This is a genomic window from Mycetocola sp. Y719 (assembly GCF_056713205.1).
On record NZ_JBWYGY010000005.1, the window covers coordinates 90531 to 112797 of the forward strand.

At 65.4% G+C, this 22267-nt stretch carries 28 protein-coding genes; 26 read left to right on the forward strand and 2 right to left on the reverse strand.

What is annotated here, in order from left to right:
* Positions 1 to 200 precede the first annotated feature (200 nt).
* The 10 genes from rpsH to AC1M0F_RS15955 all read left to right on the forward strand — a co-directional run bounded on the left by rpsH (position 201) and on the right by AC1M0F_RS15955 (position 6902).
* Positions 201 to 599: a 30S ribosomal protein S8 gene (gene rpsH, locus AC1M0F_RS15910; protein ID WP_196833374.1), complete on the forward strand. Its 399-nt coding sequence runs from the start codon at positions 201 to 203 to the stop codon at positions 597 to 599.
* Between the two features lie 7 nt (positions 600 to 606).
* Positions 607 to 1143, forward strand: coding sequence for a 50S ribosomal protein L6 (gene rplF / locus AC1M0F_RS15915; RefSeq protein ID WP_480239244.1), 537 nt, complete (start codon positions 607 to 609; stop codon positions 1141 to 1143).
* Positions 1144 to 1145: 2 nt separating this feature from the next.
* The gene (rplR, locus tag AC1M0F_RS15920) at positions 1146 to 1505 is read left to right on the forward strand and encodes a 50S ribosomal protein L18 (RefSeq protein WP_090712305.1); all 360 of its coding nucleotides are present in this window, start codon (positions 1146 to 1148) and stop codon (positions 1503 to 1505) included.
* Entirely contained in the window at positions 1502 to 2221 is a 720-nt protein-coding gene (gene rpsE, locus AC1M0F_RS15925) for a 30S ribosomal protein S5 (protein WP_480239245.1), read from the forward strand. Before rplR ends, rpsE begins: the two co-directional genes overlap by 4 nt.
* Positions 2221 to 2403 (forward strand): 50S ribosomal protein L30, encoded by a 183-nt coding sequence (gene rpmD, locus AC1M0F_RS15930; protein WP_196833377.1) that lies wholly within the window; start codon positions 2221 to 2223, stop codon positions 2401 to 2403. The genes rpsE and rpmD overlap by 1 nt, the downstream gene beginning before the upstream one ends.
* A complete protein-coding gene (gene rplO / locus AC1M0F_RS15935; RefSeq protein WP_480239246.1) occupies positions 2403 to 3104 on the forward strand; it encodes a 50S ribosomal protein L15 in 702 nt (233 codons plus the stop codon). Before rpmD ends, rplO begins: the two co-directional genes overlap by 1 nt.
* Before the next feature lie 159 nt (positions 3105 to 3263).
* The gene (secY, locus tag AC1M0F_RS15940) at positions 3264 to 4586 is read left to right on the forward strand and encodes a preprotein translocase subunit SecY (RefSeq protein WP_480239247.1); all 1323 of its coding nucleotides are present in this window, start codon (positions 3264 to 3266) and stop codon (positions 4584 to 4586) included.
* Entirely contained in the window at positions 4583 to 5167 is a 585-nt protein-coding gene (locus AC1M0F_RS15945; RefSeq protein ID WP_480239248.1) for an adenylate kinase, read from the forward strand. The genes secY and AC1M0F_RS15945 overlap by 4 nt, the downstream gene beginning before the upstream one ends.
* A 9-nt stretch (positions 5168 to 5176) precedes the next feature.
* Positions 5177 to 6004, forward strand: a complete 828-nt coding sequence (gene map / locus AC1M0F_RS15950) for a type I methionyl aminopeptidase (protein WP_480239249.1) — start codon at positions 5177 to 5179, stop codon at positions 6002 to 6004.
* 16 nt (positions 6005 to 6020) lie between these two features.
* On the forward strand, positions 6021 to 6902 hold the full coding sequence (locus AC1M0F_RS15955; protein ID WP_480239250.1) for an aminodeoxychorismate lyase: 882 nt from the start codon (positions 6021 to 6023) through the stop codon (positions 6900 to 6902).
* An 18-nt stretch (positions 6903 to 6920) separates the two neighbouring features.
* On the opposite strand, the gene AC1M0F_RS15960 is transcribed toward AC1M0F_RS15955, so the two are convergent.
* Entirely contained in the window at positions 6921 to 8825 is a 1905-nt protein-coding gene (locus AC1M0F_RS15960) for a BglG family transcription antiterminator (RefSeq protein WP_480239251.1), read from the reverse strand.
* Positions 8826 to 9051: 226 nt separating this feature from the next.
* Between AC1M0F_RS15960 and AC1M0F_RS15965 the strand changes: the two genes are divergently transcribed.
* The 16 genes from AC1M0F_RS15965 (at position 9052) to glmM (ending at position 21245) form a co-directional block, all read left to right on the forward strand.
* Entirely contained in the window at positions 9052 to 9408 is a 357-nt protein-coding gene (locus AC1M0F_RS15965) for a PTS sugar transporter (RefSeq protein ID WP_480239252.1), read from the forward strand.
* Positions 9401 to 9667, forward strand: coding sequence for an HPr family phosphocarrier protein (locus tag AC1M0F_RS15970; protein ID WP_480239253.1), 267 nt, complete (start codon positions 9401 to 9403; stop codon positions 9665 to 9667). Before AC1M0F_RS15965 ends, AC1M0F_RS15970 begins: the two co-directional genes overlap by 8 nt.
* Positions 9657 to 11351 (forward strand): phosphoenolpyruvate--protein phosphotransferase, encoded by a 1695-nt coding sequence (ptsP, locus tag AC1M0F_RS15975; RefSeq protein WP_480239254.1) that lies wholly within the window; start codon positions 9657 to 9659, stop codon positions 11349 to 11351. Before AC1M0F_RS15970 ends, ptsP begins: the two co-directional genes overlap by 11 nt.
* On the forward strand, positions 11348 to 12931 hold the full coding sequence (locus AC1M0F_RS15980) for a PTS mannitol transporter subunit IIBC (RefSeq protein ID WP_480239255.1): 1584 nt from the start codon (positions 11348 to 11350) through the stop codon (positions 12929 to 12931). The genes ptsP and AC1M0F_RS15980 overlap by 4 nt, the downstream gene beginning before the upstream one ends.
* Entirely contained in the window at positions 12928 to 13368 is a 441-nt protein-coding gene (locus AC1M0F_RS15985; protein WP_480239256.1) for a PTS mannitol transporter subunit IIA, read from the forward strand. The genes AC1M0F_RS15980 and AC1M0F_RS15985 overlap by 4 nt, the downstream gene beginning before the upstream one ends.
* Entirely contained in the window at positions 13365 to 14510 is a 1146-nt protein-coding gene (locus tag AC1M0F_RS15990; protein WP_480239257.1) for a mannitol-1-phosphate 5-dehydrogenase, read from the forward strand. The genes AC1M0F_RS15985 and AC1M0F_RS15990 overlap by 4 nt, the downstream gene beginning before the upstream one ends.
* A gap of 146 nt (positions 14511 to 14656) precedes the next feature.
* A complete protein-coding gene (infA, locus tag AC1M0F_RS15995; protein WP_111720612.1) occupies positions 14657 to 14878 on the forward strand; it encodes a translation initiation factor IF-1 in 222 nt (73 codons plus the stop codon).
* 81 nt (positions 14879 to 14959) lie between these two features.
* The gene (rpmJ, locus tag AC1M0F_RS16000; protein ID WP_011186712.1) at positions 14960 to 15073 is read left to right on the forward strand and encodes a 50S ribosomal protein L36; all 114 of its coding nucleotides are present in this window, start codon (positions 14960 to 14962) and stop codon (positions 15071 to 15073) included.
* 143 nt (positions 15074 to 15216) lie between these two features.
* The gene (rpsM, locus tag AC1M0F_RS16005; RefSeq protein ID WP_480239258.1) at positions 15217 to 15591 is read left to right on the forward strand and encodes a 30S ribosomal protein S13; all 375 of its coding nucleotides are present in this window, start codon (positions 15217 to 15219) and stop codon (positions 15589 to 15591) included.
* Between the two features lie 43 nt (positions 15592 to 15634).
* A complete protein-coding gene (rpsK, locus tag AC1M0F_RS16010) occupies positions 15635 to 16033 on the forward strand; it encodes a 30S ribosomal protein S11 (protein WP_090712357.1) in 399 nt (132 codons plus the stop codon).
* 125 nt (positions 16034 to 16158) lie between these two features.
* Positions 16159 to 17151, forward strand: coding sequence for a DNA-directed RNA polymerase subunit alpha (locus tag AC1M0F_RS16015; RefSeq protein WP_480239259.1), 993 nt, complete (start codon positions 16159 to 16161; stop codon positions 17149 to 17151).
* 49 nt (positions 17152 to 17200) lie between these two features.
* Positions 17201 to 17743 carry a 50S ribosomal protein L17 gene (rplQ, locus tag AC1M0F_RS16020; protein ID WP_480239260.1) on the forward strand — a complete coding sequence of 181 codons (543 nt, stop codon included), beginning with the start codon at positions 17201 to 17203 and terminating at the stop codon, positions 17741 to 17743.
* Positions 17744 to 17822: 79 nt separating this feature from the next.
* Positions 17823 to 18758, forward strand: a complete 936-nt coding sequence (truA, locus tag AC1M0F_RS16025) for a tRNA pseudouridine(38-40) synthase TruA (protein ID WP_480239261.1) — start codon at positions 17823 to 17825, stop codon at positions 18756 to 18758.
* 137 nt (positions 18759 to 18895) lie between these two features.
* The gene (rplM, locus tag AC1M0F_RS16030) at positions 18896 to 19342 is read left to right on the forward strand and encodes a 50S ribosomal protein L13 (RefSeq protein ID WP_480239262.1); all 447 of its coding nucleotides are present in this window, start codon (positions 18896 to 18898) and stop codon (positions 19340 to 19342) included.
* Positions 19343 to 19370: 28 nt separating this feature from the next.
* Complete coding sequence (gene rpsI / locus AC1M0F_RS16035; RefSeq protein ID WP_480239263.1) at positions 19371 to 19856, forward strand: 30S ribosomal protein S9; 486 nt, start codon at positions 19371 to 19373, stop codon at positions 19854 to 19856.
* A 27-nt stretch (positions 19857 to 19883) separates the two neighbouring features.
* Positions 19884 to 21245 carry a phosphoglucosamine mutase gene (gene glmM, locus AC1M0F_RS16040; RefSeq protein ID WP_480239264.1) on the forward strand — a complete coding sequence of 454 codons (1362 nt, stop codon included), beginning with the start codon at positions 19884 to 19886 and terminating at the stop codon, positions 21243 to 21245.
* A 55-nt stretch (positions 21246 to 21300) separates the two neighbouring features.
* Here the strand turns inward: glmM and coaA are convergent, their stop codons facing one another.
* Complete coding sequence (gene coaA, locus AC1M0F_RS16045) at positions 21301 to 22257, reverse strand: type I pantothenate kinase (RefSeq protein ID WP_480239265.1); 957 nt, start codon at positions 22255 to 22257, stop codon at positions 21301 to 21303.
* Between the last annotated feature and the right edge of the window lie 10 nt (positions 22258 to 22267).

Consider the following 22267-nt stretch of genomic DNA (forward strand, 5'->3'; position numbering starts at 1 on the left):
AGCCGGCTTACGTGCCGCAACACAACTGAAGAACTTGATCGCCCAGGGGCGCCGGTCAGTCGATTTCCTCGAGAAATCGCCTGACCGGCGCACTGCGGCGTCGAGATCAGGGGGGCGGAGCATCCGTTTCACCCCTAACCACCACAGGTCGTCATTCGTGTAACGGGTGAACGAAACCTGGTGAACGAAGGAAAAATCATATGACAATGACAGATCCGGTCGCAGACATGCTGACCAGACTGCGCAACGCGAACTCGGCACACCACGAAACCGTGTCGATGCCGCACTCGAAGCTCAAGTCGCACATCGCCGACATCCTCACCTCTGAGGGCTACATCTCCGGCTGGGAAGTTGCAGACGCTCGCGTCGGCCAGACCCTGACCCTGAACCTCAAGTTCGGCCCGAACCGCGAACGCTCCATCGTGGGCATCAAGCGTGTTTCGAAGCCTGGACTGCGCGTGTACGCGAAGTCGACTGAGATCCCCAAGGTTCTCGGTGGCCTCGGCGTCGCCATCCTGTCCACCTCCTCCGGTCTGCTCACCGACCGCCAGGCTGAGAAGAAGGGCGTGGGTGGGGAAGTCCTCGCCTACGTGTGGTAGCCACAACATGTCGCGTATTGGAAGACTCCCCATTGAGATCCCCGCAGGGGTCACCGTTGCGGTCGACGGCTCCGTCGTCACCGTCAAGGGCCCGAAGGGCGAGCTGACGCTCACCGTCGCCAGCCCCATCGAGGCCAAGGTCGAAGACGGTCAGGTGCTCGTCACCCGTCCAGACGACGAGCGCGAGTCGCGCTCCCTGCACGGACTCACCCGCACTCTCATCAGCAACCAGATCATCGGTGTGACCCAGGGCTACACCAAGGGCCTCGAGGTCGTCGGTACCGGTTACCGCGTCGCCCAGAAGGGCAGCTCGGTCGAGTTCGCCCTTGGCTTCTCGCACCCGGTCCTGATCGAACCGCCTGCTGGCATCACGCTCACCGTCGAGGGCAACAACAAGCTCACGGTGTCCGGGATCGACAAGCAGGCCGTCGGCGAGGCTGCTGCCAACATCCGTAAGATTCGCAAGCCTGAGCCCTACAAGGGCAAGGGTGTGCGTTACGCCGGCGAGATCGTTCGCCGCAAGGCCGGAAAGGCTGGTAAGTAACCATGGCCGTAAAGTCCAAGTCGGCTGCCCGTGACCGTCGTCACGCGCGCCTCCGTAAGAAGATCGATGGAACCGCGGCTCGTCCGCGTCTCGTCGTGACCCGTTCGGCTCGTCACGTATTCGTCCAGGTCGTTGACGACAGCAAGGGTTTCACCCTCGCGTCGGCATCCACCCTCGAAGCTGACCTCCGTACCTTTGACGGTGACAAGACCGCCAAAGCCAGGAAGGTCGGCGAACTCGTTGCAGAGCGCGCGAAGAGCGCCGGCATCGAAGAAGTCGTTTTTGACCGTGGTGGTAACCGTTACGCGGGCCGCGTCGCGGCCATCGCCGAAGGTGCTCGAGAGGGTGGGTTGAACCTGTGAGTGAAGCAAGCAAGGTTGAGGCCGTTACCGCGGACCAGCCAGTCGAAAAGCCGGTCGAGACCGCAGCGGGAACCGAGAGCTCCGGGCGCACTGACGCACGTGGCGACGGTCGTCGCGGCGGACGCGGCGAGCGTAACCAGGGTCGCGAGCGCAACAGCCGCGACGCTGACAAGAGCCAGTTCCTCGAGCGCGTCGTCACCATCAACCGCGTGTCCAAGGTCGTCAAGGGTGGTCGTCGCTTTAGCTTCACCGCTCTCGTCGTCGTCGGAGACGGCAACGGTCTGGTCGGCGTCGGCTACGGCAAGGCACGCGAAGTTCCTCTCGCGATTTCGAAGGGCGTCGAGGAGGCGAAGAAGAACTTCTTCCGCGTCCCCCGCGTCGGTTCGACGATCCCGCACCCCGTCCAGGGTGAGGCTGCTGCCGGAGTCGTCCTCCTGCGTCCGGCCGCTGCAGGTACCGGTGTTATCGCCGGTGGTCCTGTCCGCGCCGTACTCGAGTGCGCCGGCATCCACGACGTCCTGAGCAAGTCGCTCGGTTCGTCCAACACGATCAACATCGTTCACGCCACGGTTACGGCGCTGAAGATGCTCGAAGAGCCCCGCGCCGTCGCCGCACGCCGTGGCAAGGAGTACTCCGAAATCGCTCCTGCCAAGCTGCTGCAGGTCGAGGCACAGGCCGCCGCGAAGGCTGCGGCCTCCGCAAAGGTAGGTGCCTGATGGCTCAGCTGAAGGTCACGCAGACCAAGTCCAAAATTAGTGAGAAGCAGAACCAGCGCGACACACTGCGCAGCCTGGGACTGAAGCGCATCGGTGATGTTGTTATCCGTGAGGATAACAAGCAGAACCGTGGCTACGTCAACACTGTTGCTCACCTCGTAAAGGTTGAGGAGATCGACTAATGGCTGACGACAAGAAGGACGTCACCGAGGAGACCGCCAAGAAGGCTCCCGCGAAGAAGGCCGCTGCAAAGTCGGCCGACACCAAGGCGCCCGCTGCCAAGAAGGCTCCGGCCAAGAAGGCTCCGGCCAAGAAGGCTCCGGCCAAGGCAGAGTCCGCCAAGGCTGACACCGCAGCAGCCGACGCTCCCAAGGCGAAGGCTCCGGCAAAGAAGGCCCCGGCCAAGAAGGCTCCCGCCAAGAAGGAAGAGGAAGTGACCCCCCGCGCCCAGGTGCTCAAGGTTCACCACCTCCGTCCTGCTGAGGGATCCAAGAAGGCCAGGACCCGTGTCGGCCGTGGTGAAGGCTCGAAGGGTAAGACGGCAGGCCGTGGTACCAAGGGTACGAAGGCTCGCTACACCGTTCGCCCCGGCTTCCAGGGTGGACAGCTTCCGCTGCACATGCGTACTCCGAAGCTGCGCGGGTTCAAGAACCCGTTCCGCGTCGAGTACCAGGTGGTCAACCTCGAGAAGCTCGCCGAGCTCTACCCGAAGGGCGGCGACGTCACCGTCTCCGACCTCGTGGCCAAGGGCGCCGTTCGCAAGAACGAGAAGGTCAAGGTCCTCGGAAACGGCGACATCGACGTGAAGCTGAACATCTCGGTGGACAAGGTCTCCGGTTCAGCCGAGCAGAAGATCGTTGCCGCCGGCGGTTCTGTCAAGTAATTCCACAGACGCCGGTCTGTCCTTCGCGTGAGCGAACGGTCACCGATTGTTCGACAGGCCCGGTAATCGAGTAGATTCGATTGCCGGGCCTGTTCGACTACAGGGACCACTGACCGGCATCAAGAGCTGAAAAACCGGCTCGAAATCAGGAGGCCTTTTTTGTTTAGCGCCGTTGCGCGGATCTTCCGCACGCCAGACCTTCGCCGGAAGATCGGTTTCACACTGGGCATCATGGCCCTGTACCGACTCGGGTCGTTCGTCCCGGCACCGTTCGTAGACTTCGGCAACGTCCAGGCCTGCCTGGCCCAGAACCAGGGCACCTCCGGCCTCTACGACCTCGTCAACCTGTTCTCAGGTGGCGCATTGCTCCAGCTGTCGATCTTCGCGCTGGGGATCATGCCGTACATCACGGCCTCGATCATCGTGCAGTTGTTGCGCGTGGTCATCCCACACTTCGAAACCCTCCACAAGGAGGGCCAGTCAGGCCAGGGCAAGCTCACCCAGTACACCCGCTACCTGACCATCTTCCTCGGCATCCTTCAGTCGACGACCCTCATCACCGTGGCGCGAAGCGGCGCCCTGTTCGGTACCAACAACAGCGCGGAATGCAGCCAGCTGCTCACCAACGACACCTGGTATGCCGTTCTCCTCATGGTCATCACGATGACCGCAGGAACCGGCCTCATCATGTGGTTCGGCGAGCTGATCACCGAGCGCGGCATCGGCAACGGAATGTCGCTCCTCATCTTCACCTCGATCGCCGCAACCTTCCCGGGCTCGCTCGCTGCAATCGCCCAGAGCCGCGGATTCGAGACCTTCCTGCTCGTCCTCGCGGTCGGCCTCGTCATCATGATGCTCGTCGTGTTCGTCGAACAGTCGCAGCGCCGCATCCCCGTGCAGTACGCCAAGCGGATGGTCGGCCGTCGCACCTACGGCGGCAACAACACCTACATCCCGATCAAGGTCAACATGGCCGGCGTCATCCCAGTGATCTTCGCGTCGTCGCTGCTGTACCTGCCCGCCCTGATCGCGCAGTTCAACCAGCCGGCAGCCGGCCAGGAGCCCGCCGCGTGGGTGACCTGGATCACCACCTACCTCACCAGTGGCGACCACCCGTTGTACATGCTGCTCTACTTCCTGCTCGTCGTCGGCTTCACCTACTTCTACGTGGCGATCACCTTCAACCCTGAGGAAGTCGCGGACAACATGAAGAAGTACGGCGGCTTCATCCCGGGTATCCGCGCCGGGCGCCCGACCGCCGAGTACCTCGACTTCGTTCTCACCCGTGTCACCCTCGCCGGCGCACTGTACCTCGGCTTCGTCGCGCTCATCCCGCTCGTTGCTCTCTCGCTCGTCGGCGCCAACCAGAACTTCCCGTTCGGCGGCGCCAGCATCCTCATCATCGTGGGTGTCGGGCTCGAGACGGTGAAGCAGATCGACGCCCAGCTCCAGCAGCGCCACTACGAGGGACTCCTCCGATGAGCGCCAGACTGCTGATCGTCGGACCACCGGGTGCTGGCAAGGGAACGCAGGCCGCTGTTCTCGCCGACGCACTGGGCATCCCGGCCATCTCCACCGGAGACATCTTCCGTGCGAACATCAAGGAAGGCACGGAACTCGGACTCAAAGTCCAGGAGATCGTGTCATCTGGCGGATACGTCCCCGACTCGCTCACCAACGCCATCGTGCAGGACAGGCTCCACCAGCCGGACGCCGTCGATGGGTTCCTCCTCGACGGGTATCCGCGTACAGCGGAACAGGTCGCGGAACTCGACAGGATCCTCGCCGAGACCGGTTCGGAGCTCGGAGCTGTCGTGCAGCTTGTCGCAGACCCGGACGAGGTCGTCACCCGACTGCTCAAGCGTGCAGCCGAGCAGGGCCGCGCCGACGACACTGAAGCGGTCATCCGTCACCGCCAGGATGTCTACCACGAGCAGACCGAGCCGGTGATCGCCGCATACAAGGATCGCGGCATCGTCGTCGAGGTGGATGGCCTCGGAGCCGTCGATGAGGTCAGCGCACGCGTCCGTGCCGCCCTCGCCGGCCACGGCATCGCGTTCTGAGCCCGGTCGATGCTTCGTAAATCCATTTACAAGACCCCGGCCCAGCTGCGTCTGATGGTCGAGCCGGGTCTGGCGACAGCCGCCTCGCTCGTCGCGGCCAGGGGCGCCCTGCGCGTCGGGGGAACGACGACTGAGGTCGACGCCGCCGCCGAAGCTGCGATCCTCGCCCTCGGGGGAGCATCCAACTTCAAACTGGAACCCGGCTACTTCCACACCATCTGTGCCTCGGTGAACGAGGACGTGGTTCACGGCATCCCGAACGACCGGGTGCTCGAGCCTGGGGACATCGTCTCGGTCGACAGCGGCGCCGTCCTCGGTGGCTGGAACGGCGATGCCGCATTCAGCCTCGTGCTGCCAGACCCGGCACGGCCCGACCTCGTCGCCGAACGGCAGAAGCTGTCCGATGTGACCGAAGGGTCGCTCTGGGCAGGGATCGCCAGGCTCGCCTCCGCGTCCCACCTCAACGAGGTCGGTGACGCCGTGCAGGGTTACATCGAGGATCGCGGCAGCTACGGAATCCTCACCGACTACGTGGGACACGGCATCGGTCGCTCCATGCACGAAGCCCCTCCCGTCTTCAACTACCGGGTGAGGCCCAAAGGGCCAGAGGTCAAACCCGGTCTCGTCGTCGCCATCGAACCGATGGTCGTCCTCGGCAGCATCGACACCCATGTCAGGGATGACGACTGGACGGTCGCCACGGACGACGGACTCGCCGCCGCCCACTGGGAGCACAGCGTCGCCGTCCACAAGGACGGAATCTGGGTCCTGACCGCTGAAGACGGCGGTGCACGGGGTCTGGCTCCGTTCGGCGTCACCCCCACCCCGATCGCCTGACCGCGAGGATCCACCGATGATGTCACTCGTGCTGCTCCTCGACCCCGTCGCCGCCGACTCCGACGCGAACGACGCCGCGCTGGCGGCAACGCTGAGTTTCGTACCGCCCGCCGAACCGATCCTGTCGGCGTTCGACGCCGGCGCAGGACGCGGTGACGGGATCTTCGAGACGCTCGGCGCACATGACGGGCGCGCCAGGGGGATCGACGCCCACCTCGAGCGGCTGACGGCATCCGCGAGGAAGCTCGACCTGCCTGCACCGCACCTCGGCCAGTGGCGGCTCGCGATCGCAGAGATCCTCGAAGCGTTGCCATCGAAGGGCCAGGCCTCGATCCGACTGGTGATGACGCGGGGAACAGGCGTCGACGGGCCACCGACCTGCTGGCTCACCGGCAGCGCGGTTGCCGATGAGGTCCCCGAGCGCACCGAAGGCATCCGCATCGTCACCCTCAGTCGCGGGTACGCGAATGACGTCGGCGCCGATTCACCCTGGCTGCTTGTCGGCGCGAAAACCCTGTCGTACGCCCTCAACATGGCAGCGCTTCGGGAGGCCAGGCGCCGAGGCGCAGACGACGCCGTGTTCACGTCGACGGACGGCTTCGCCCTCGAGGGCCCGACCTCGTCTCTGCTGCTCCGGCAAGGCAACACCATCGTCACCCCGGTGATCCAGCACGGCATCCTCGCCGGGACCACCCAGGCAGACCTCTTCGCGTTCCTCACGGCACAGGGGTTCGACTGCGTCTACCGCACCGTCCAGGTCGGCGAGCTCCTTCGATCGGATGCCGTCTGGCTCGTCTCCAGCGTGAGGCTCGCCGCCCCTGTCACCGCCGTCGACGGCACGCCCATCGGCAGGGACGCCGACCTCACCGATCGGATGAACGCGGCGCTGCTGGCCTGAGAACGCCCCCGGCCCCGGTCAGGAGTCCATGGTGTGGACGAGCTCGTCGATGAACGCACCGAAGTCGACGGATTTCTTGACGATGCGCTGGACATCTTCCCGTTCGGAAAACACCTCGACGAACTGGTCGAACACCCTCTGGAAGTTGGCCCGCTCCGCCGCGCTGAACGCGATGAAGGCGACGACGTTCACCCGGTTCTCTCCCCAGGGCATGCTCGATTCATTGACGGCGATGGCGATCGACGTCGACCGAGCGGTCATGGCCATGGCGTGGGGGACCGCGAGGGAGTCGGTGAACGCCGTCGATGACATCCGTTCGCGTTCGATCGCCCCGTCGACGTAGCTCTCGTCGATGACGCCCCGCGCAACCATGAGGTCGCCGAGCTGCCTGATCATGCTCGTCTCGTCCCTCGCCCTCACGTTGCGGAGGAACAGCGACTCGTCGAAGTACTTGAGCACCTCGTCCTTGATCAGCGCCCGCCTGCGCACCCGGCGGAGCCGGCTGACCGCCTGGCGTACCCGGTCGGCATCGCCCTGGGTGAAGAACGGCTGGATCACGAGGACGGCGTCTTCTGGCACAGGAGGCTCGATCGTGGTCAGGACGATGTCTGCGTCGAGACCCGCCCAGGAGACGTCGCTGCGGGTCACCACGCGGGTCACCTCGAGCGCGTCCCCGAGCATGAGCATGACCCTGTCGCGCAGCATCAGGTGCATGTCGTAGTAGTTGGGGCAGACGATCACGCAGCGAAGCGGGTCGTCCGATCGCGACTGCTGCTGCAGGTGGGCGCCGACGTGCATGGCGATGTAGGCGATCTCGTCGTCGTTGATCTCGACGTCGCCGTGCTGCTGCAGCCGGCTGGCGATGTAGACGGCCAGCTCATAGATCATCGGATACGAGGTCTTGATCGACCTGGCCATCGGGTTCCGCGAGTAGGAATGGTCGTGGGCCCGCCTCAGCAGGTTCTGCACATGCAGGGTGAGCCGGGTGATGAAGTCCTCGTCCGACAGGTCGACGAGGTACTCCTCGCCGGCGTTCTGCACGATGCCGCGGACGATGTCGAGGTCGGCCTGGTTGAGATAGCCCGAGTCAGGGGCGTCAGCGGCGATCGTCACGGCCCGAGTGGAGAGCAGGTAGGCGAGGTAGTCGATGTCTGCCTCCCCGAGCGCTGTGTCGAAGTGCGCGGTGATGAGCGCGGAGAGGGCAGCGGGGATGCCGTCTGGCGGGGCGACCGGTCTGGCGGGAGGTTCGGGGACGAGACGGTTCTTCGACACCCGGTCCACGGCGATGGCGATGTGCAGGAGGACGTTGTCGATCCCATAATCGTTGAGGGCGTAGCCCCTGTCTGTGAGCATGTCGATCAGCGCGGTCTTGAACTCGCTGAGGCTGTCGGAGGAGAACTCGCGCTGGATCGCCTCGAGTTCGATCAGCCCGCGTTCCGTCTCGTCTCGGAACATCCGCGAGAGCAGTCGCCTGCGGGCGAGCTCGGTTCCTGACATGGTCACCGTGCTCCCGCTCCTCGACAGCGAGAGTTCCGCTTCGGCGAGGAGCTGGCGCACGCGGGCGAGGTCGGACTCTATGGTCGACTCAGACACGTGCAGGCTCTCGGCGAGTTCGAACACATCGAGCCCGTCCGGGCTGTCGACGAGCCGTCTGACGATCCCGTACAGCCGGTCGCGCGGCGTCTCCGACTGCTCGGCGGATGCCGCGACGCGGAAGGCCCCGTAGGCATCCGCGTTGATCCGGTAGCCGTTCGGTCCCGCTTCGACGACGGCGCTGCCCGCGGGCCTGGCTTTAACCGCCGTGACATAACTGCGGATGCTGCGTGGTGTGACGCCGAGGACGTCGGCGAGCTCGCTCGCCGTCACCCACGTGCCCGCGCGAGCGAGGTAGGTGAGGATCCTGTCCTGTCTGTCGCGTGTCACGATCTCCCTCGGGAGCACCCTCAGGCGAGAACGGTTCTCTGGGCTCCGGTGTCCTCTCAGAGTCAACCATCTGAGCGCGAGCGGCGGGGGGAGGAAACGATCTTTTCCGGTGGGGCGGAAAGCTTTGTGGTGGCACCCAGGAGAGGGCCGGCGGGAGAATCGGTCAAGCCCGCGTGTGAACCGGGCGGCACCGACGGATATACGGAACGGCAACGGAGGCGGATCGATGAGGATCCTCGTGGTGTGTGGCGCTGGAGCGTCTTCGACTTTCGTCGCCAGGCGCATCCGCAAGACCGCAGACGCCCGCGAACTCGACGCCACCGCTGAGGCCTGCCCGCTCGACACGCTCGCCCAGCAGCTCCCGACCGCGCACGTCGTCTTGCTCGGGCCCCACCTCGGCGACCGCCTCGCCGACGTGCGCGCCATCGCCGATGCGGCCGGCGTTGCCGTCGCCGTCATGCCGGCAACCGTCTTCTCGTCGCCGGTCGGCGACGAAGCCCTCGACCTCGCCCTGGAAGCTGCAGGGGCGTCGTCTCAACGGGGGGAACCACAACGCAGCGACGGAGGACCCACCCATGGCTGAACGCACCGTTCGAATCGGATCGTCACACGGGCTGCACGCCCGCCCGGCAAAGCTCTTCACCCAGGCCGCGACGGCATCCGGGTCCAAGGTCACGCTCGCCAAGGGCAGCGGCAAACCGGTCAATGCGGCGAGCATCCTCGGTGTCATCTCGCTCGGAGTGAACCACGGAGACTACGTCACCCTCACCGCCGACGGGGACAACGCCGAAACGGTCCTCGACGGCCTCGTCGAGCTTCTGGTGACCGACCATGACGAGTAGCAGCGCCGACACCGCCGTCGTCGGAACCGGGATCGGACAGGGAGTCGCCGTCGGCGTCGTCGCCCGTATGGCCGAACCGCTGCCTGCCCCTGAGGACACCGCAAGCAGCAGGACGCAGGCGGAGGAGACAGACAGGGCGCGGGCATCGCTTGGGGTCGTCGCCCGTGAACTCGAACATCGTGGGCAGACCGCAGGCGGCGCGGCGCGCGACGTGCTCGAGGCTCAGGCGATGATGGCGGAGGACCCGATGCTCTCGGACGCCATCGATGAGTCCCTCGCCGCAGGGAAGACCGCAGAACGAGCCGTCTTCGAGGCGTTCGCCTCGTTCCGCGACCAGCTCGTCGCCATGGGGGGCTACCTGGGGGAGCGGGCCACAGACCTCGACGACGTCTCGCAGCGCGTCATCGCGCACCTCGGCGGCGTCAGCGCCCCCGGGGTACCTGACCCCGACCATCCGTTCGTACTCGTGGCGCGTGACCTCGCCCCAGCAGACACCGCCATGCTCGACCTCGGCAAGGTGCTCGGCCTCGTCACCAGCGACGGGGGACCGACCTCGCACACGGCCATCCTCGCCAGGGAGAAGTCCATCGTCGCCGTCGTCGGCGCAGTGGATGCCGCCGGGCTGGCTGACGGCACCGTCGTCATCGTCGACGCTGCCGCAGGAACGGTGATCGCCAACCCCACCGACGAGCAGAAGGCCGATGCCGAACGCCGCATCGCCGAACGGCAGGCGGCGTCGGTCGCCCCCGTCACCCCTGGCGCACTCGCCGACGGCACCGCCGTCCCCCTGCTGGCCAACCTCGGATCATCAGCGGGCGCACAGGCCGCAGCAGATGCAGGCGCCGAAGGCGTCGGACTGTTCCGCACGGAGTTCCTCTTCCTCGACGCCGGCGGTTCGGCTCCGACGGTCGGACAGCAGCGTGAGCACTACGTCCGGTTGCTCCAGGCGTTCCCCGGGAAAAAGGTCGTCGTCCGCGTGCTCGACGCCGGGGCGGACAAACCCCTGCAGTTCCTCAACGACGCACACGAGGAGAACCCGGCGCTCGGACTCCGCGGACTCCGCTCGCTCCGCGCCAGCGAAGACATCCTTCGGGAGCAGCTGACGGCGCTCGCCGAGGCGGACGCCGCCACCGAGGCGGAACTGTGGGTGATGGCGCCGATGGTCTCCACCGTCGAGGAGACGAGGTACTTCGTCGGGCTCGCCCGCGAATACGGCATCCGCACCGCTGGTGTGATGGTGGAGGTCCCCTCTGCTGCACTGCTCGCCGACCGCATCCTCGGCTCCGCCGACTTCGCGTCGATCGGGACGAACGACCTCACGCAGTACACCCTCGCCGCCGACCGAATGCTCGGCTCCGTCGCGGCCTTCCAGGATCCGTGGCACCCGGCCGTCCTCCGACTCGTCGGCGAGGTCGGCGCGGCAGGTGCAGCTGCAGGGAAACCCGTCGGCATCTGCGGTGAAGCCGCAGCCGACCCGCTCCTGGCCGTCGTCCTCGTCGGACTCGGCGCAACAACCCTCTCCATGTCCACCCCGGCGCTCGTCGACGTGCGGGCTTCGCTCCTGAAATTCACCATCGACGAGGCACGACACCTCGCGGAAATCGCCCTGGCCGCCGATGGGGCGGCCGAATCCCGCGCAGCGGTAGCTTCCGCTGCACTCACCCTGAAAGAGGCACAATCATGACGACGACGTCTACCCCAACAAAGCCGGGAGGTGCACGGGTCCGCGTCCAGCGGTTCGGGACCTTCCTCTCCGGCATGGTGATGCCCAACATCGCAGCGTTCATTGCGTGGGGCCTCATCACCGCGTTCTTCATCGCCACCGGCTGGCTTCCCAACGGCATCCTCGGCGGTTTCGGAGACGCGGATGTCATCGGCTGGCAGGGTGCGGCCACCGCGCTCGCGCAGACCGAGGACGGCACAACGTTCACCCAGTACGTCGGCCTCGTCAGCCCGATGATCACCTACCTGCTCCCGCTCCTCATCGCCAACACCGGTGGGCGGATGATCTACGGTGAACGCGGCGGCGTGGTCGGCACGATCGCGACCATGGGTGTCATCGTCGGATCCAGCATCCCGATGTTCATCGGCGCCATGATCATGGGCCCGCTCGCGGCCTGGCTGATGAAGAAGGTCGACAGCATCTGGGACGGCAAGATCAAGGCCGGCTTCGAGATGCTCGTCAACAACTTCTCGGCAGGCATCCTCGGCGCGATCCTCGCCATCGTGGCGTTCTTCGGCATCGCCCCCATCATCACTGCACTGAGCGCGGCGCTCGAAAGCGTGGTCAACTGGCTCGTCGCGCTGTCGCTTCTTCCGCTGGTCAGCATCTTCGTCGAGCCGGGCAAGATCCTCTTCCTCAACAACGCCATCAACCATGGCGTCTTCACTCCTCTCGGCGTCCAGCAGGTGGAGGAGAGCGGCAAGAGCATCCTGTTCCTCATCGAGGCCAACCCCGGCCCCGGGCTCGGCATTTTGCTGGCCTACTCGTTCTTCGGGCTCGGCATCGCCAAGGCGAGCGCTCCTGGTGCGATCATCATCCAGTTCTTCGGCGGCATCCACGAGATCTACTTCCCGTACGTGCTGATGAAGCCGCTGCTCGTCTTCGCTGCCATCGCGGGAGGCATGGTCGGTGTCGCCACCAACGTGGCCTTCCAGAGCGGCCTGCGGGCACCCGCGTCCCCTGGGAGCATCATCGCGGTGCTCATCCAGACGCCGTTCTCCAGCATGGTCGGCGTCATCCTGTCGGTCATCCTGGCCGCGACGACGTCGTTCCTCATCGCAGCCATCATCCTGCGCGCATCACGCAAGCGTGACCTGGCTTCGGGCAACGCCGGCGACATGAGCGCAGCGGTGGCCGCCACCGAGGCGAACAAGGGCAAGCGGAGCGCAGTGCTCGACGGCCTCGTCGCCGAGGGCAGCGCAGACACGGGAACCGCGACAGGGACGGCCACGGCGACGCTCGTCCGCAACATCGTGTTCGCGTGCGACGCCGGGATGGGTTCGAGCGCCATGGGCGCTTCGGTCCTCCGCAACAAGATCAAGAAGGCGGGCGTCGACGGCGTCACCGTCACCAACCAGTCGATCGCGAACCTGACCGGTGATGCCGACCTCGTCATCACCCACCAGGACCTCACCGACCGGGCACGGGAGAAGTCCCCGAACTCGCAGCACATCTCGGTCGACAACTTCATGAACAGCCCGAAGTACGATGACGTGGTCGAACTCGTCAAGCGCAACGACAGCCAGGGGGGCACCGAATGACAGATCACATCCTCACGCCGCAGAACGTGGTGGCCGCAGGGTCGGCCACCACGAAGGACGAGGCCATCAGGGAGGCGGGGGAGCTCCTCGTCGCCGCAGGGGCTGTCTTGCCCGAATACGTGGACGCGATGCTCGAACGCGAGTCATCCGTGTCCACCTACATGGGCAACTACCTCGCGATCCCTCACGGAACGAACGAGGCGAAGGATGCGATCACCCGGTCGGCTCTCTCCCTGGTCCGCTACGAGACACCGATCGACTGGGACGGCGACGAGGTCAGGTTCGCCGTCGGCATCGCCGGGCTGAACAACGAGCACCTCGAGATCCTCTCGAAGATCGCCATCGTGTTCTCCGACGAGGACGAGGTACAGAAGCTCATCGACGCGACGGATGCCGCTGAGCTGTTCTCGCTTCTCGAGGAGGTCAACGCAGAATGAAGGCTGTTCACTTCGGCGCAGGCAACATCGGCCGGGGCTTCGTCGGGCTCCTCCTCCACGACGCCGGCTACGAGGTCGTCTTCGCCGACGTGAACGCCGACCTGATCGACGCGCTCGCCTCGAGCGAGTCGTACACGGTCCACGAGGTCGGTGACGGCGGCGGCGAACGCACCGTCACCGGCTTCAGGGCCGTCAACAGTGCGACGCACGAGACCGAGCTCATCGCGGAGATCCAGACCGCAGACGTCGTGACGACGGCGGTCGGCCCGAACATCCTGCGGTTCGTCGCCCCCGTGATCGCCCGCGGCCTCGCGCTCCGCGACCCGGGCCTCGCGCCACTGGCCGTGATGGCGTGTGAGAACGCCATCAACGCCACCGACCTGCTCAGGACCGAAGTGCAGTCAAGCGTCGGCCCCGACGAGTGGGACGTCATCGCGGCCCGCGCCGTCTTCGCCAACACCGCCGTCGACCGGATCGTCCCCGGCCAGGATGCCGCCACGGGGATCGACGTTACCGTGGAAGCGTTCTATGAGTGGGTGATCGAATCCGGGCCGTTCGGCGACGATACCCCCGCGATCCCGGGTGCGACATTCGTCGACGCCCTCGGGCCGTACATCGAACGGAAACTCTTCACGGTCAACACCGGCCACGCCACTGCCGCGTACTACGGGTTCGCAGCCGGGATCGACAGGATCTCGGACGCCCTCGCCGATGCGGGGGTGGCGGATGCCGTCAGGCGGGTCCTCGAGGAGACGTCATCGCTCCTCGTGGCCAAGCACGGCATCGACGCGGAGGTCCAGCGTGCCTACCGTGAAAAGATCCTCGTCAGATTCGCCAATCCGCATCTCCCCGACACCGTGCAGCGGGTGGGGCGCCAGCCGCTGCGGAAGCTCTCGAGGAACGAGCGATTCATCTCTCCTGCGGCCGAACTGGCCGAACGCGGTCTCGGACACACGGCTCTCGTCGACGCCGTCGGGCAGGCCCTGCGCTTCGATGTCGCGGACGACGACCAGAGTGTCGAGATGCTGCAGTTGATCGCCGAGCTGCCCGTTGAGGGCTTCGTGGAGCGGGTCACGGGGCTCACGGAGGGGCATCCGCTCTTCCCCGAGCTCGTCGGCATCGTCGCGGCGCGCACGGCGTAGTCGTCGGTTGGCGAAAAGCCGCCGAATACCATAGGATTGTCCGTTGGTGCTTTGTGCACGCTTCTGGCGTGTCATCCAACAGGACTTTGCAGCACCATAATCCATCCGCACGACCAGTGCGAACTATTTTTAGCGACAGTGAGGCTATGGCCAAAAAAGACGGTGTCATTGAGATCGAAGGCGCAGTTGTCGAAGCTCTGCCCAACGCGATGTTCCGCGTTGAGTTGACGAACGGCCACCGCGTTCTTGCCACCATTAGCGGCAAGATGCGCCAGCACTACATCCGCATCCTTCCTGAGGACCGCGTGATCGTTGAGCTCAGCCCATACGATCTGACCCGCGGCCGGATCGTTTACCGCTACAAGTAGGACGTGCTGTAAGTAACGGCCCGGCTCGACCTGAGTCTTCTCAGGCGCCCAGGCACGACGACAGCGAAAAGAGAGAATCACATGAAGGTCAACCCCAGCGTCAAGAAGATCTGCGACAAGTGCAAGGTCATCCGTCGCAACGGACGCGTCATGGTCATCTGCGAGAACCCGCGCCACAAGCAGCGTCAGGGTTAGTCCTTCGTTTTCACGAGGACAACCGCAGTAACCAGCAACACAAATATCGGCAGTTCCAGATCTCATTCGAGTGACACCTCGGGTCGGAGGCCCGGGCACAGGAACTGCTCCACACCTCCACGAAACTCCTAGGAGAAGCCACCATGGCACGTCTCGCCGGCGTAGATATCCCACGCGACAAGCGCGTGGAAATCGCACTGACGTACATCTACGGTGTTGGACGCACGAGGGCCCTGAAGACCCTCGCCGACACCGGAATCAGCGGAGACATCCGCGTGAAGGATCTCAGCGACGATCAGTTGATCCAGCTGCGTGACTACATCGAAGGCAACTACAAGGTTGAGGGTGACCTCCGCCGTGAAGTACAGGCCGACATCCGCCGCAAGGTCGAGATCGGAAGCTACGAGGGCATCCGCCACCGTCGCGGCCTGCCCGTCCGTGGTCAGCGCACCAAGACCAACGCTCGCACCCGTAAGGGCCCGAAGCGCACCGTAGCCGGCAAGAAGAAGGCTCGCTAGGCCTTCGGCCTCGAGTCTCGCCAGGAAGATTTAGGAGAAATCAATGGCAGCACCCAAGTCGGCTACTCGCAAGCCGCGTAAAAAAGAGAAGAAGAACATTGCTGTGGGCCAGGCTCACATCAAGTCCACCTTCAACAACACGATCGTGTCGATCACGGACACCACTGGTGCCGTCATCAGCTGGGCATCCTCAGGTGGAGTCGGCTTCAAGGGTTCGCGCAAGTCGACCCCGTTCGCCGCACAGCTGGCCGCCGAGTCGGCTGCCCGCCAGGCGCAGGAGCACGGTATGAAGAAGGTTGACGTCTTCGTCAAGGGACCCGGCTCCGGCCGCGAGACCGCGATCCGTTCGCTCCAGGCCGCTGGCCTCGAGGTCGGTTCGATCAACGACGTCACCCCGCAGGCGCACAACGGATGCCGCCCGCCGAAGCGTCGCCGCGTCTAAGCCTTTCACCATGGTCGATTGAGCAGTGCCAGGCGGCACTGCTCAATCGACCGTTGACGAACACAACTCAATACATCGCCATTGCAAGTGTCATATAGCGGACACTTAGCCGAAAGGAATACATAGTGCTTATTGCACAGCGCCCAACGCTCACCGAAGAGAACATCTCAGAGTTCCGCAGCCGGTTCGTGATTGAGCCCCTGGAGCCTGGCTTCGGTTACACCCTCGGTAACTCGCTTCGCCGCACCCTGCTGTCCTCGATCCCGGGCGCTGCTGTGACCAGCATTCGCATCGACGGCGTGCTGCACGAGTTCAGCACCATCCCCGGTGTGAAAGAGGATGCCACCGAGATCATCCTGAACATCAAGGGCCTCGTCGTCTCGAGCGAGCACGACGAGCCGATCACCGCGTACCTCCGCAAGACCGGCGCAGGCCAGGTCACCGCTGCAGACATCTCGGCTCCTGCCGGCGTCGAGGTGCACAACCCCGACCTCGTCATCGCGACGCTGAACGACAAGGCGAAGTTCGAACTCGAACTCACCATCGAGCGTGGCCGTGGCTACGTGTCTGCGACGCAGAACCGCAACGAGTTCTCCGAGGCGGGCCAGATCCCGATCGACTCGATCTACTCGCCCGTCCTCAAGGTGACCTACCGTGTCGAGGCGACTCGTGCCGGTGAGCGCACCGACTTCGACCGCCTCGTGGTCGACGTCGAGACGAAGCCGGCCATCACGCCGCGCGACGCCATCGCATCAGCCGGTAAGACCCTGGTCGAACTGTTCGGTCTCGCCCGCGAGCTGAACAACGCGGCAGAAGGCATCGAGATCGGCCCGGCGCCGGTCGACGCCGTCCTCTCCAGCGAACTCTCGATCCCGATCGAAGACCTGGACCTGTCCGTTCGTTCGTACAACTGCCTCAAGCGCGAGGGCATCAACACGGTGTCCGAGCTCGTCGCCCTGAGCGAGACGCAGCTGATGAACATCCGCAACTTCGGCCAGAAGTCGGTCGACGAGGTTCGCGACAAGCTCGTGGAGATGGGCCTTTCGCTGAAGGATTCGGTTCCCGGATTCGACGGCGCCCACTTCTACTCGGGTTACGAAGACGAGACCAGCAACTAAGGCTCGTCCTCGACGCCTTTTCACTTTTTGATTCTGGAGATTAACGACAATGCCTCAGCCCACTAAAGGCCCCCGCCTGGGAGGCGGACCAGCGCACGAGCGCCTCATGCTCGCCAACCTGGCCGCTGCCCTGTTCACCCACAAGAGCATCAAGACCACCGAGACGAAGGCCAAGCGCCTCCGTCCGGTCGCCGAGCGTCTCATCACGTTCGCGAAGCGCGGTGACCTGCACGCTCGTCGTCGCGTCATGCGCGTGATCGGCGACACCTCGGTCGTCCACGAGCTCTTCACCGAGATCGCTCCGCTCGTCGCCGAGCGCGAGGGCGGCTACACCCGCATCACCAAGCTCGGTTTCCGCAAGGGCGACAACGCGTCCATGGTGCAGATCGAACTGGTCCTCGAGCCCGTCACCCCTAAGGTGAAGAAGTCGAAGACCGCTGCCAAGGCTGAGAAGCCGGCAGAGGCCGCCCCGGCAGAGGAGACCGAGGTCGTGGCAGATGACGCCGCAGCCGAGGAGACCCCCGCTGCCGAGTCGACCGATTCCGCTGAGTCGACCGACGCCGTCGAAGCCGACAAGGCCGAAGACAAGTAAGCATTCCGCTCGGGTGAAGCCCCCGGTGTCCGACAGGACACCGGGGGCTTCGTCGTTGGCCGCCCCGTAAACTGGGCGGGTGACCCAGCCGCAGCGATTCCGCCTCGACATCGCATACGACGGCTCGAACTTCGCCGGGTGGGCGAAGCAACCAGGGCTGCGCACCATCCAGGGTGTGCTCGAAGAAGCGATCACGACGATCCTCGGCAAGCACGGCGACCACATCGTCGTGTCTGTCGCCGGTCGTACCGATGCCGGCGTTCACGCCACCGGACAGGTCGCCCACCTCGACCTCGACGCCGACCGGATCGCGCGGGTGCGTCGTGGCCGCCCTGCGCGGGATGGGCTCCACCCGACCGGCAGTGCCCTGCGCCGCAAGGTGAACGGCGTCCTCGGCCAATACCCGGACGTCGTGATCACGAACGCGGCACCGGCAGCAGAGGGATTCGACGCGCGGTTCTCGGCGGTGTGGCGACGGTACGAGTACCGGGTCGCCGACAGCATCTCGTTCAGGAACCCGCTCGAGCGGGCGCAGACCGTCTGGCATCCCTCGCCACTCGACGTCGACCGGATGGATGCGGCGGCCGCGTCACTCGTCGGACTCCACGACTTCGCCACATACTGCAGGCCCCGCGAGGGGAGGACGACCATCCGCACCCTTCAGCGGTTCGGCTGGGTCAGGGACGCCAGGGGCGTCCTCGTGGCCGATGTTCGCGCCGACGCGTTCTGCCACAGCATGGTCCGCGCCCTGGTCGGCGTGTGCGTCGCGGTGGGGGAGGGGAAGCTCGAGGTGGAGGATGCCGCACGGCTGCGCGACGAGCTCGACCGATCCAACGAATTCGCCGTGATGCCTGCCCGCGGGCTCACTCTCGCCGAGGTCGGGTACCCGACCGACTCCCTGCTGAAGATGCGGGCTGAACTGACCCGGTCGCGGAGGACACTGCAGGACGGAACCGATCCGTTCGCTGATTCCGGCCCGTTCGCGGAGTTTGACCCTGGAGACGACGCCGGGTAAGCTTGCTCCTTGGTGTCTGCTCTGTCTGCAGCGCGGCATCCGAAGTTGAGCCCTCCACCTGCGGCGTTCCGGTTCCGGAACTCCCAACGGAGCGGGATTCACGACCAACCAACTTACGACAAGAAAGCAGCACTATTGTGACGCGCACGTATTCCCCCAAGGCATCTGAGATCCAGCGTGACTGGTTCATCATCGACGCCACCGACATTGTGCTCGGCCGCCTGGCCAGCCACGTCGCCATCCTCCTCCGTGGAAAGCACAAGGCCACCTTTGCCAACCACATGGATACCGGTGACTTCGTCATCATCATCAACGCCGACAAGGTCGCCCTGACCGGCCAGAAGCTCCTCCAGAAGAAGGCCTACCGCCACTCCGGTTACCCGGGCGGCATCAAGGCAGTGACCTACGCCGAACTGCTCGAGAAGAACCCGGGTCGCGCGGTGGAGAAGGCTGTCCGCGGCATGCTCCCCAAGAACTCCCTCGGCGCCGCGCAGCTGCGCAAGCTGAAGGTCTACACCGGTGCAGAGCACCCGCACGCTGCTCAGCAGCCCAAGACGTACACCCTCGACCAGGTCGCCCAGTAAGCGCCGGATAGACATAAGGATTCCTACAGTGGCGAAGATTTCAGATTCCATCGCAGAGACCCCGGAGAGCTTCTCCACCGAGACGCCGACCGAGGCAGCCCCCAAGGCGGCTCGCCCGGCCCTCAGCGTTCCCGGCGCAGCCGTCGGTCGTCGCAAGCAGGCCATCGCCCGCGTGCGTCTCATCCCCGGCTCCGGCACGATCACGGTCAACGGCCGTGAGCTCGCCGACTACTTCCCGAACAAGCTGCACCAGCAGCTGATCAACGACCCGTTCACGGTCCTCGACCTCGCTGGTGGCTACGACGTCATCGCCCGTATCTCGGGTGGTGGCCCGTCCGGCCAGGCCGGCGCGCTTCGCCTCGGCATCGCGCGTGCGCTCAACCAGATCGACGAAGAGAACAACCGCGCAACCCTGAAGAAGGCCGGCTTCCTCTCCCGTGACGCTCGCGTCAAGGAGCGCAAGAAGGCCGGACTCAAGAAGGCACGTAAGGCACCTCAGTTCTCGAAGCGCTAATCGCGCCTCGGTCCTGGACTGTATTACATGCCTCGCCTGTTTGGTACTGACGGCGTTCGCGGTCTCGCGAACGCCGACCTGACGGCAGACCTCGCTCTCGGCCTTGCCCAAGCCACCGCTGTGGTGCTTGGGCAGGGCCGAAGTGCTGAGGCCCGCCGAGCCGCCGGAAAGCGCCCCGTCGCCGTCCTGGCCCGCGACCCTCGCGTCTCCGGTGAGTTCATCGCGGCCGCCGTCGCCGCCGGACTCGCCTCGAGCGGGGTCGACGTGCTCGACGCCGGCGTGATCCCGACCCCAGCTGCCGCTTTCCTCATCGCGGACATCGACGCCGACTTCGGCGTGATGATCTCGGCCAGCCACAACCCGGCGCCGGACAACGGCATCAAGATCTTCGCCCGCGGCGGACGCAAGCTGCCCGACGAGGTCGAAGCCCGCATCGAGACCTACCTGACCGAACCCAAGCTCGCACCGACAGGTGCAGGGGTCGGCCGCATCCGGCGTTTCGCCGATGCCGAGGATCGCTACGTCCTCCACCTCCTCGCCAGCCTGCCTCACCCGCTCGACGGCCTGCACGTCGTCCTCGACTGCGCCCACGGTGCAGCGGCAGGAGTGTCCCCTGAGGTGTTCAGGGACGCGGGCGCGAAACTCACCGTCATCGGCAACGACCCTGACGGCATGAACATCAACGACGGGGTCGGTTCCACCCACCTCGACCTTCTGGCCAAGGCGGTCATCGAGCACAAGGCGGACATCGGCATCGCCCACGACGGCGACGCCGACCGCTGCCTGGCCGTCGATGCGAACGGCAAGATCATCGACGGCGACCAGATCATGGCGATCCTGGCCGTCTCGATGAAGGAACGCGGACACCTCACGGACGACACCCTCGTGGCGACGGTGATGAGCAACCTCGGGCTGCGCATCGCGATGGAAGAACACGGCATCTCCATGGTGCAGACCAAGGTCGGAGACCGGTACGTCCTCGAGGCCATGAACAAGAGCGGCTTCGCCCTCGGCGGCGAACAGTCCGGCCACGTCATCATGAGCGAGTACGCGACGACCGGCGACGGCATCCTGACCGGGCTGCACCTGGTCAGCGAGATGGCGCGCACCGGCAAGACCGCCGCGGAGCTCGCCAGCGTGATGGACGTCTACCCGCAGATCCTCGTGAACGTGAAGGACGTGGATCGCACAGGCATCCACACCGACGAGGTCCTCGCCGAAGCAGTCCGCACTGCCGAAGCCGAGCTGGGAGACACCGGTCGCGTGTTGCTCCGCCCGAGCGGCACCGAGCAGCTCGTCCGGGTCATGGTCGAGGCCGCTGACCAGCCCACCGCCGACCGTCTGGCGCACGCACTCGCCGACGTCGTCCGGGAGCGCCTGGCCGTCTAGAACACCGCTGGGAGGCCCGGCTGTCGCATCCGCGGCAGGCCGGGCCTTCTGCGTGTCAGACCTTGCGGAGCAGGACCTGGCTGACCGTGTGGTCGGACGCCTTCCGCAGGACAAGCTTCGCCCGAGCCCTGGTCGGCCGGATGTTCTCCAGCAGGTTCGGTTCGTTGACCTCGCGCCAGTAGAACCTGGCCTTCTCCCTGGCTTCGTCCTCGGTGAGCGAGGCGTAGACGTTGAAGAACGAGTTCGGGTTCGTGAATGCGCCACGCTGGAGCGCCATGAACCGTTCTTCGTACCAGGAGGCGATGTCCGACGTCCTGGCGTCGACGTAGATGCTGAAGTCGAAGAGGTCGCTCACGGTGAGCCTGTGGCCGTTCCCGGCCGGCTGCAGGACGTTGAGGCCCTCGACGATGAGCACGTCGGGGCGACGGACGACGACCTGTGCGTCGGGGACGATGTCGTACTTGAGGTGCGAGTAGAACGGCGCGCGGACCTCGCCGGCGCCGCTCTTCACGGCGCTGACGAACCGGAGCAGTGCCCGCCGGTCGTAGGACTCGGGGAACCCTTTCCTGCCCATGATGCCCCGGCGTTCCAGCTCGGCGTTCGGGTAGAGGAAACCGTCCGTCGTGATGAGTTCGACCCTCGGGGTGTCCGCCCAGCGCGACATCAGTTCGCGGAGGAGCCGCGCGACCGTCGACTTGCCGACGGCGACCGATCCGGCCACTCCGATCACGAACGGCGTCCTGTCGGTCTTCTCGCCGAGGAAAGCGCTGGTGGAGTCGTGCAGTCGTTTCGCGTTCGCCACATAGAGGCTGAGCAGCCGGCTCAGCGGGAGGTAGACCTCCGCCACTTCGTTGAGGTCGAGCCGATCGCCGAGGCCCCGCAGCTGGAACACCTCGGCGTCCGTGAGAGGCGACTGCGTGGACGGTGCGAGCCTGGCCCAGTCCGAACGGTCGATTTCGACGAATGGGGTCGACTGGGAGTGCGACGCGGTGCCGGAGGAGGGGTCGGACATAGGTTCCCAG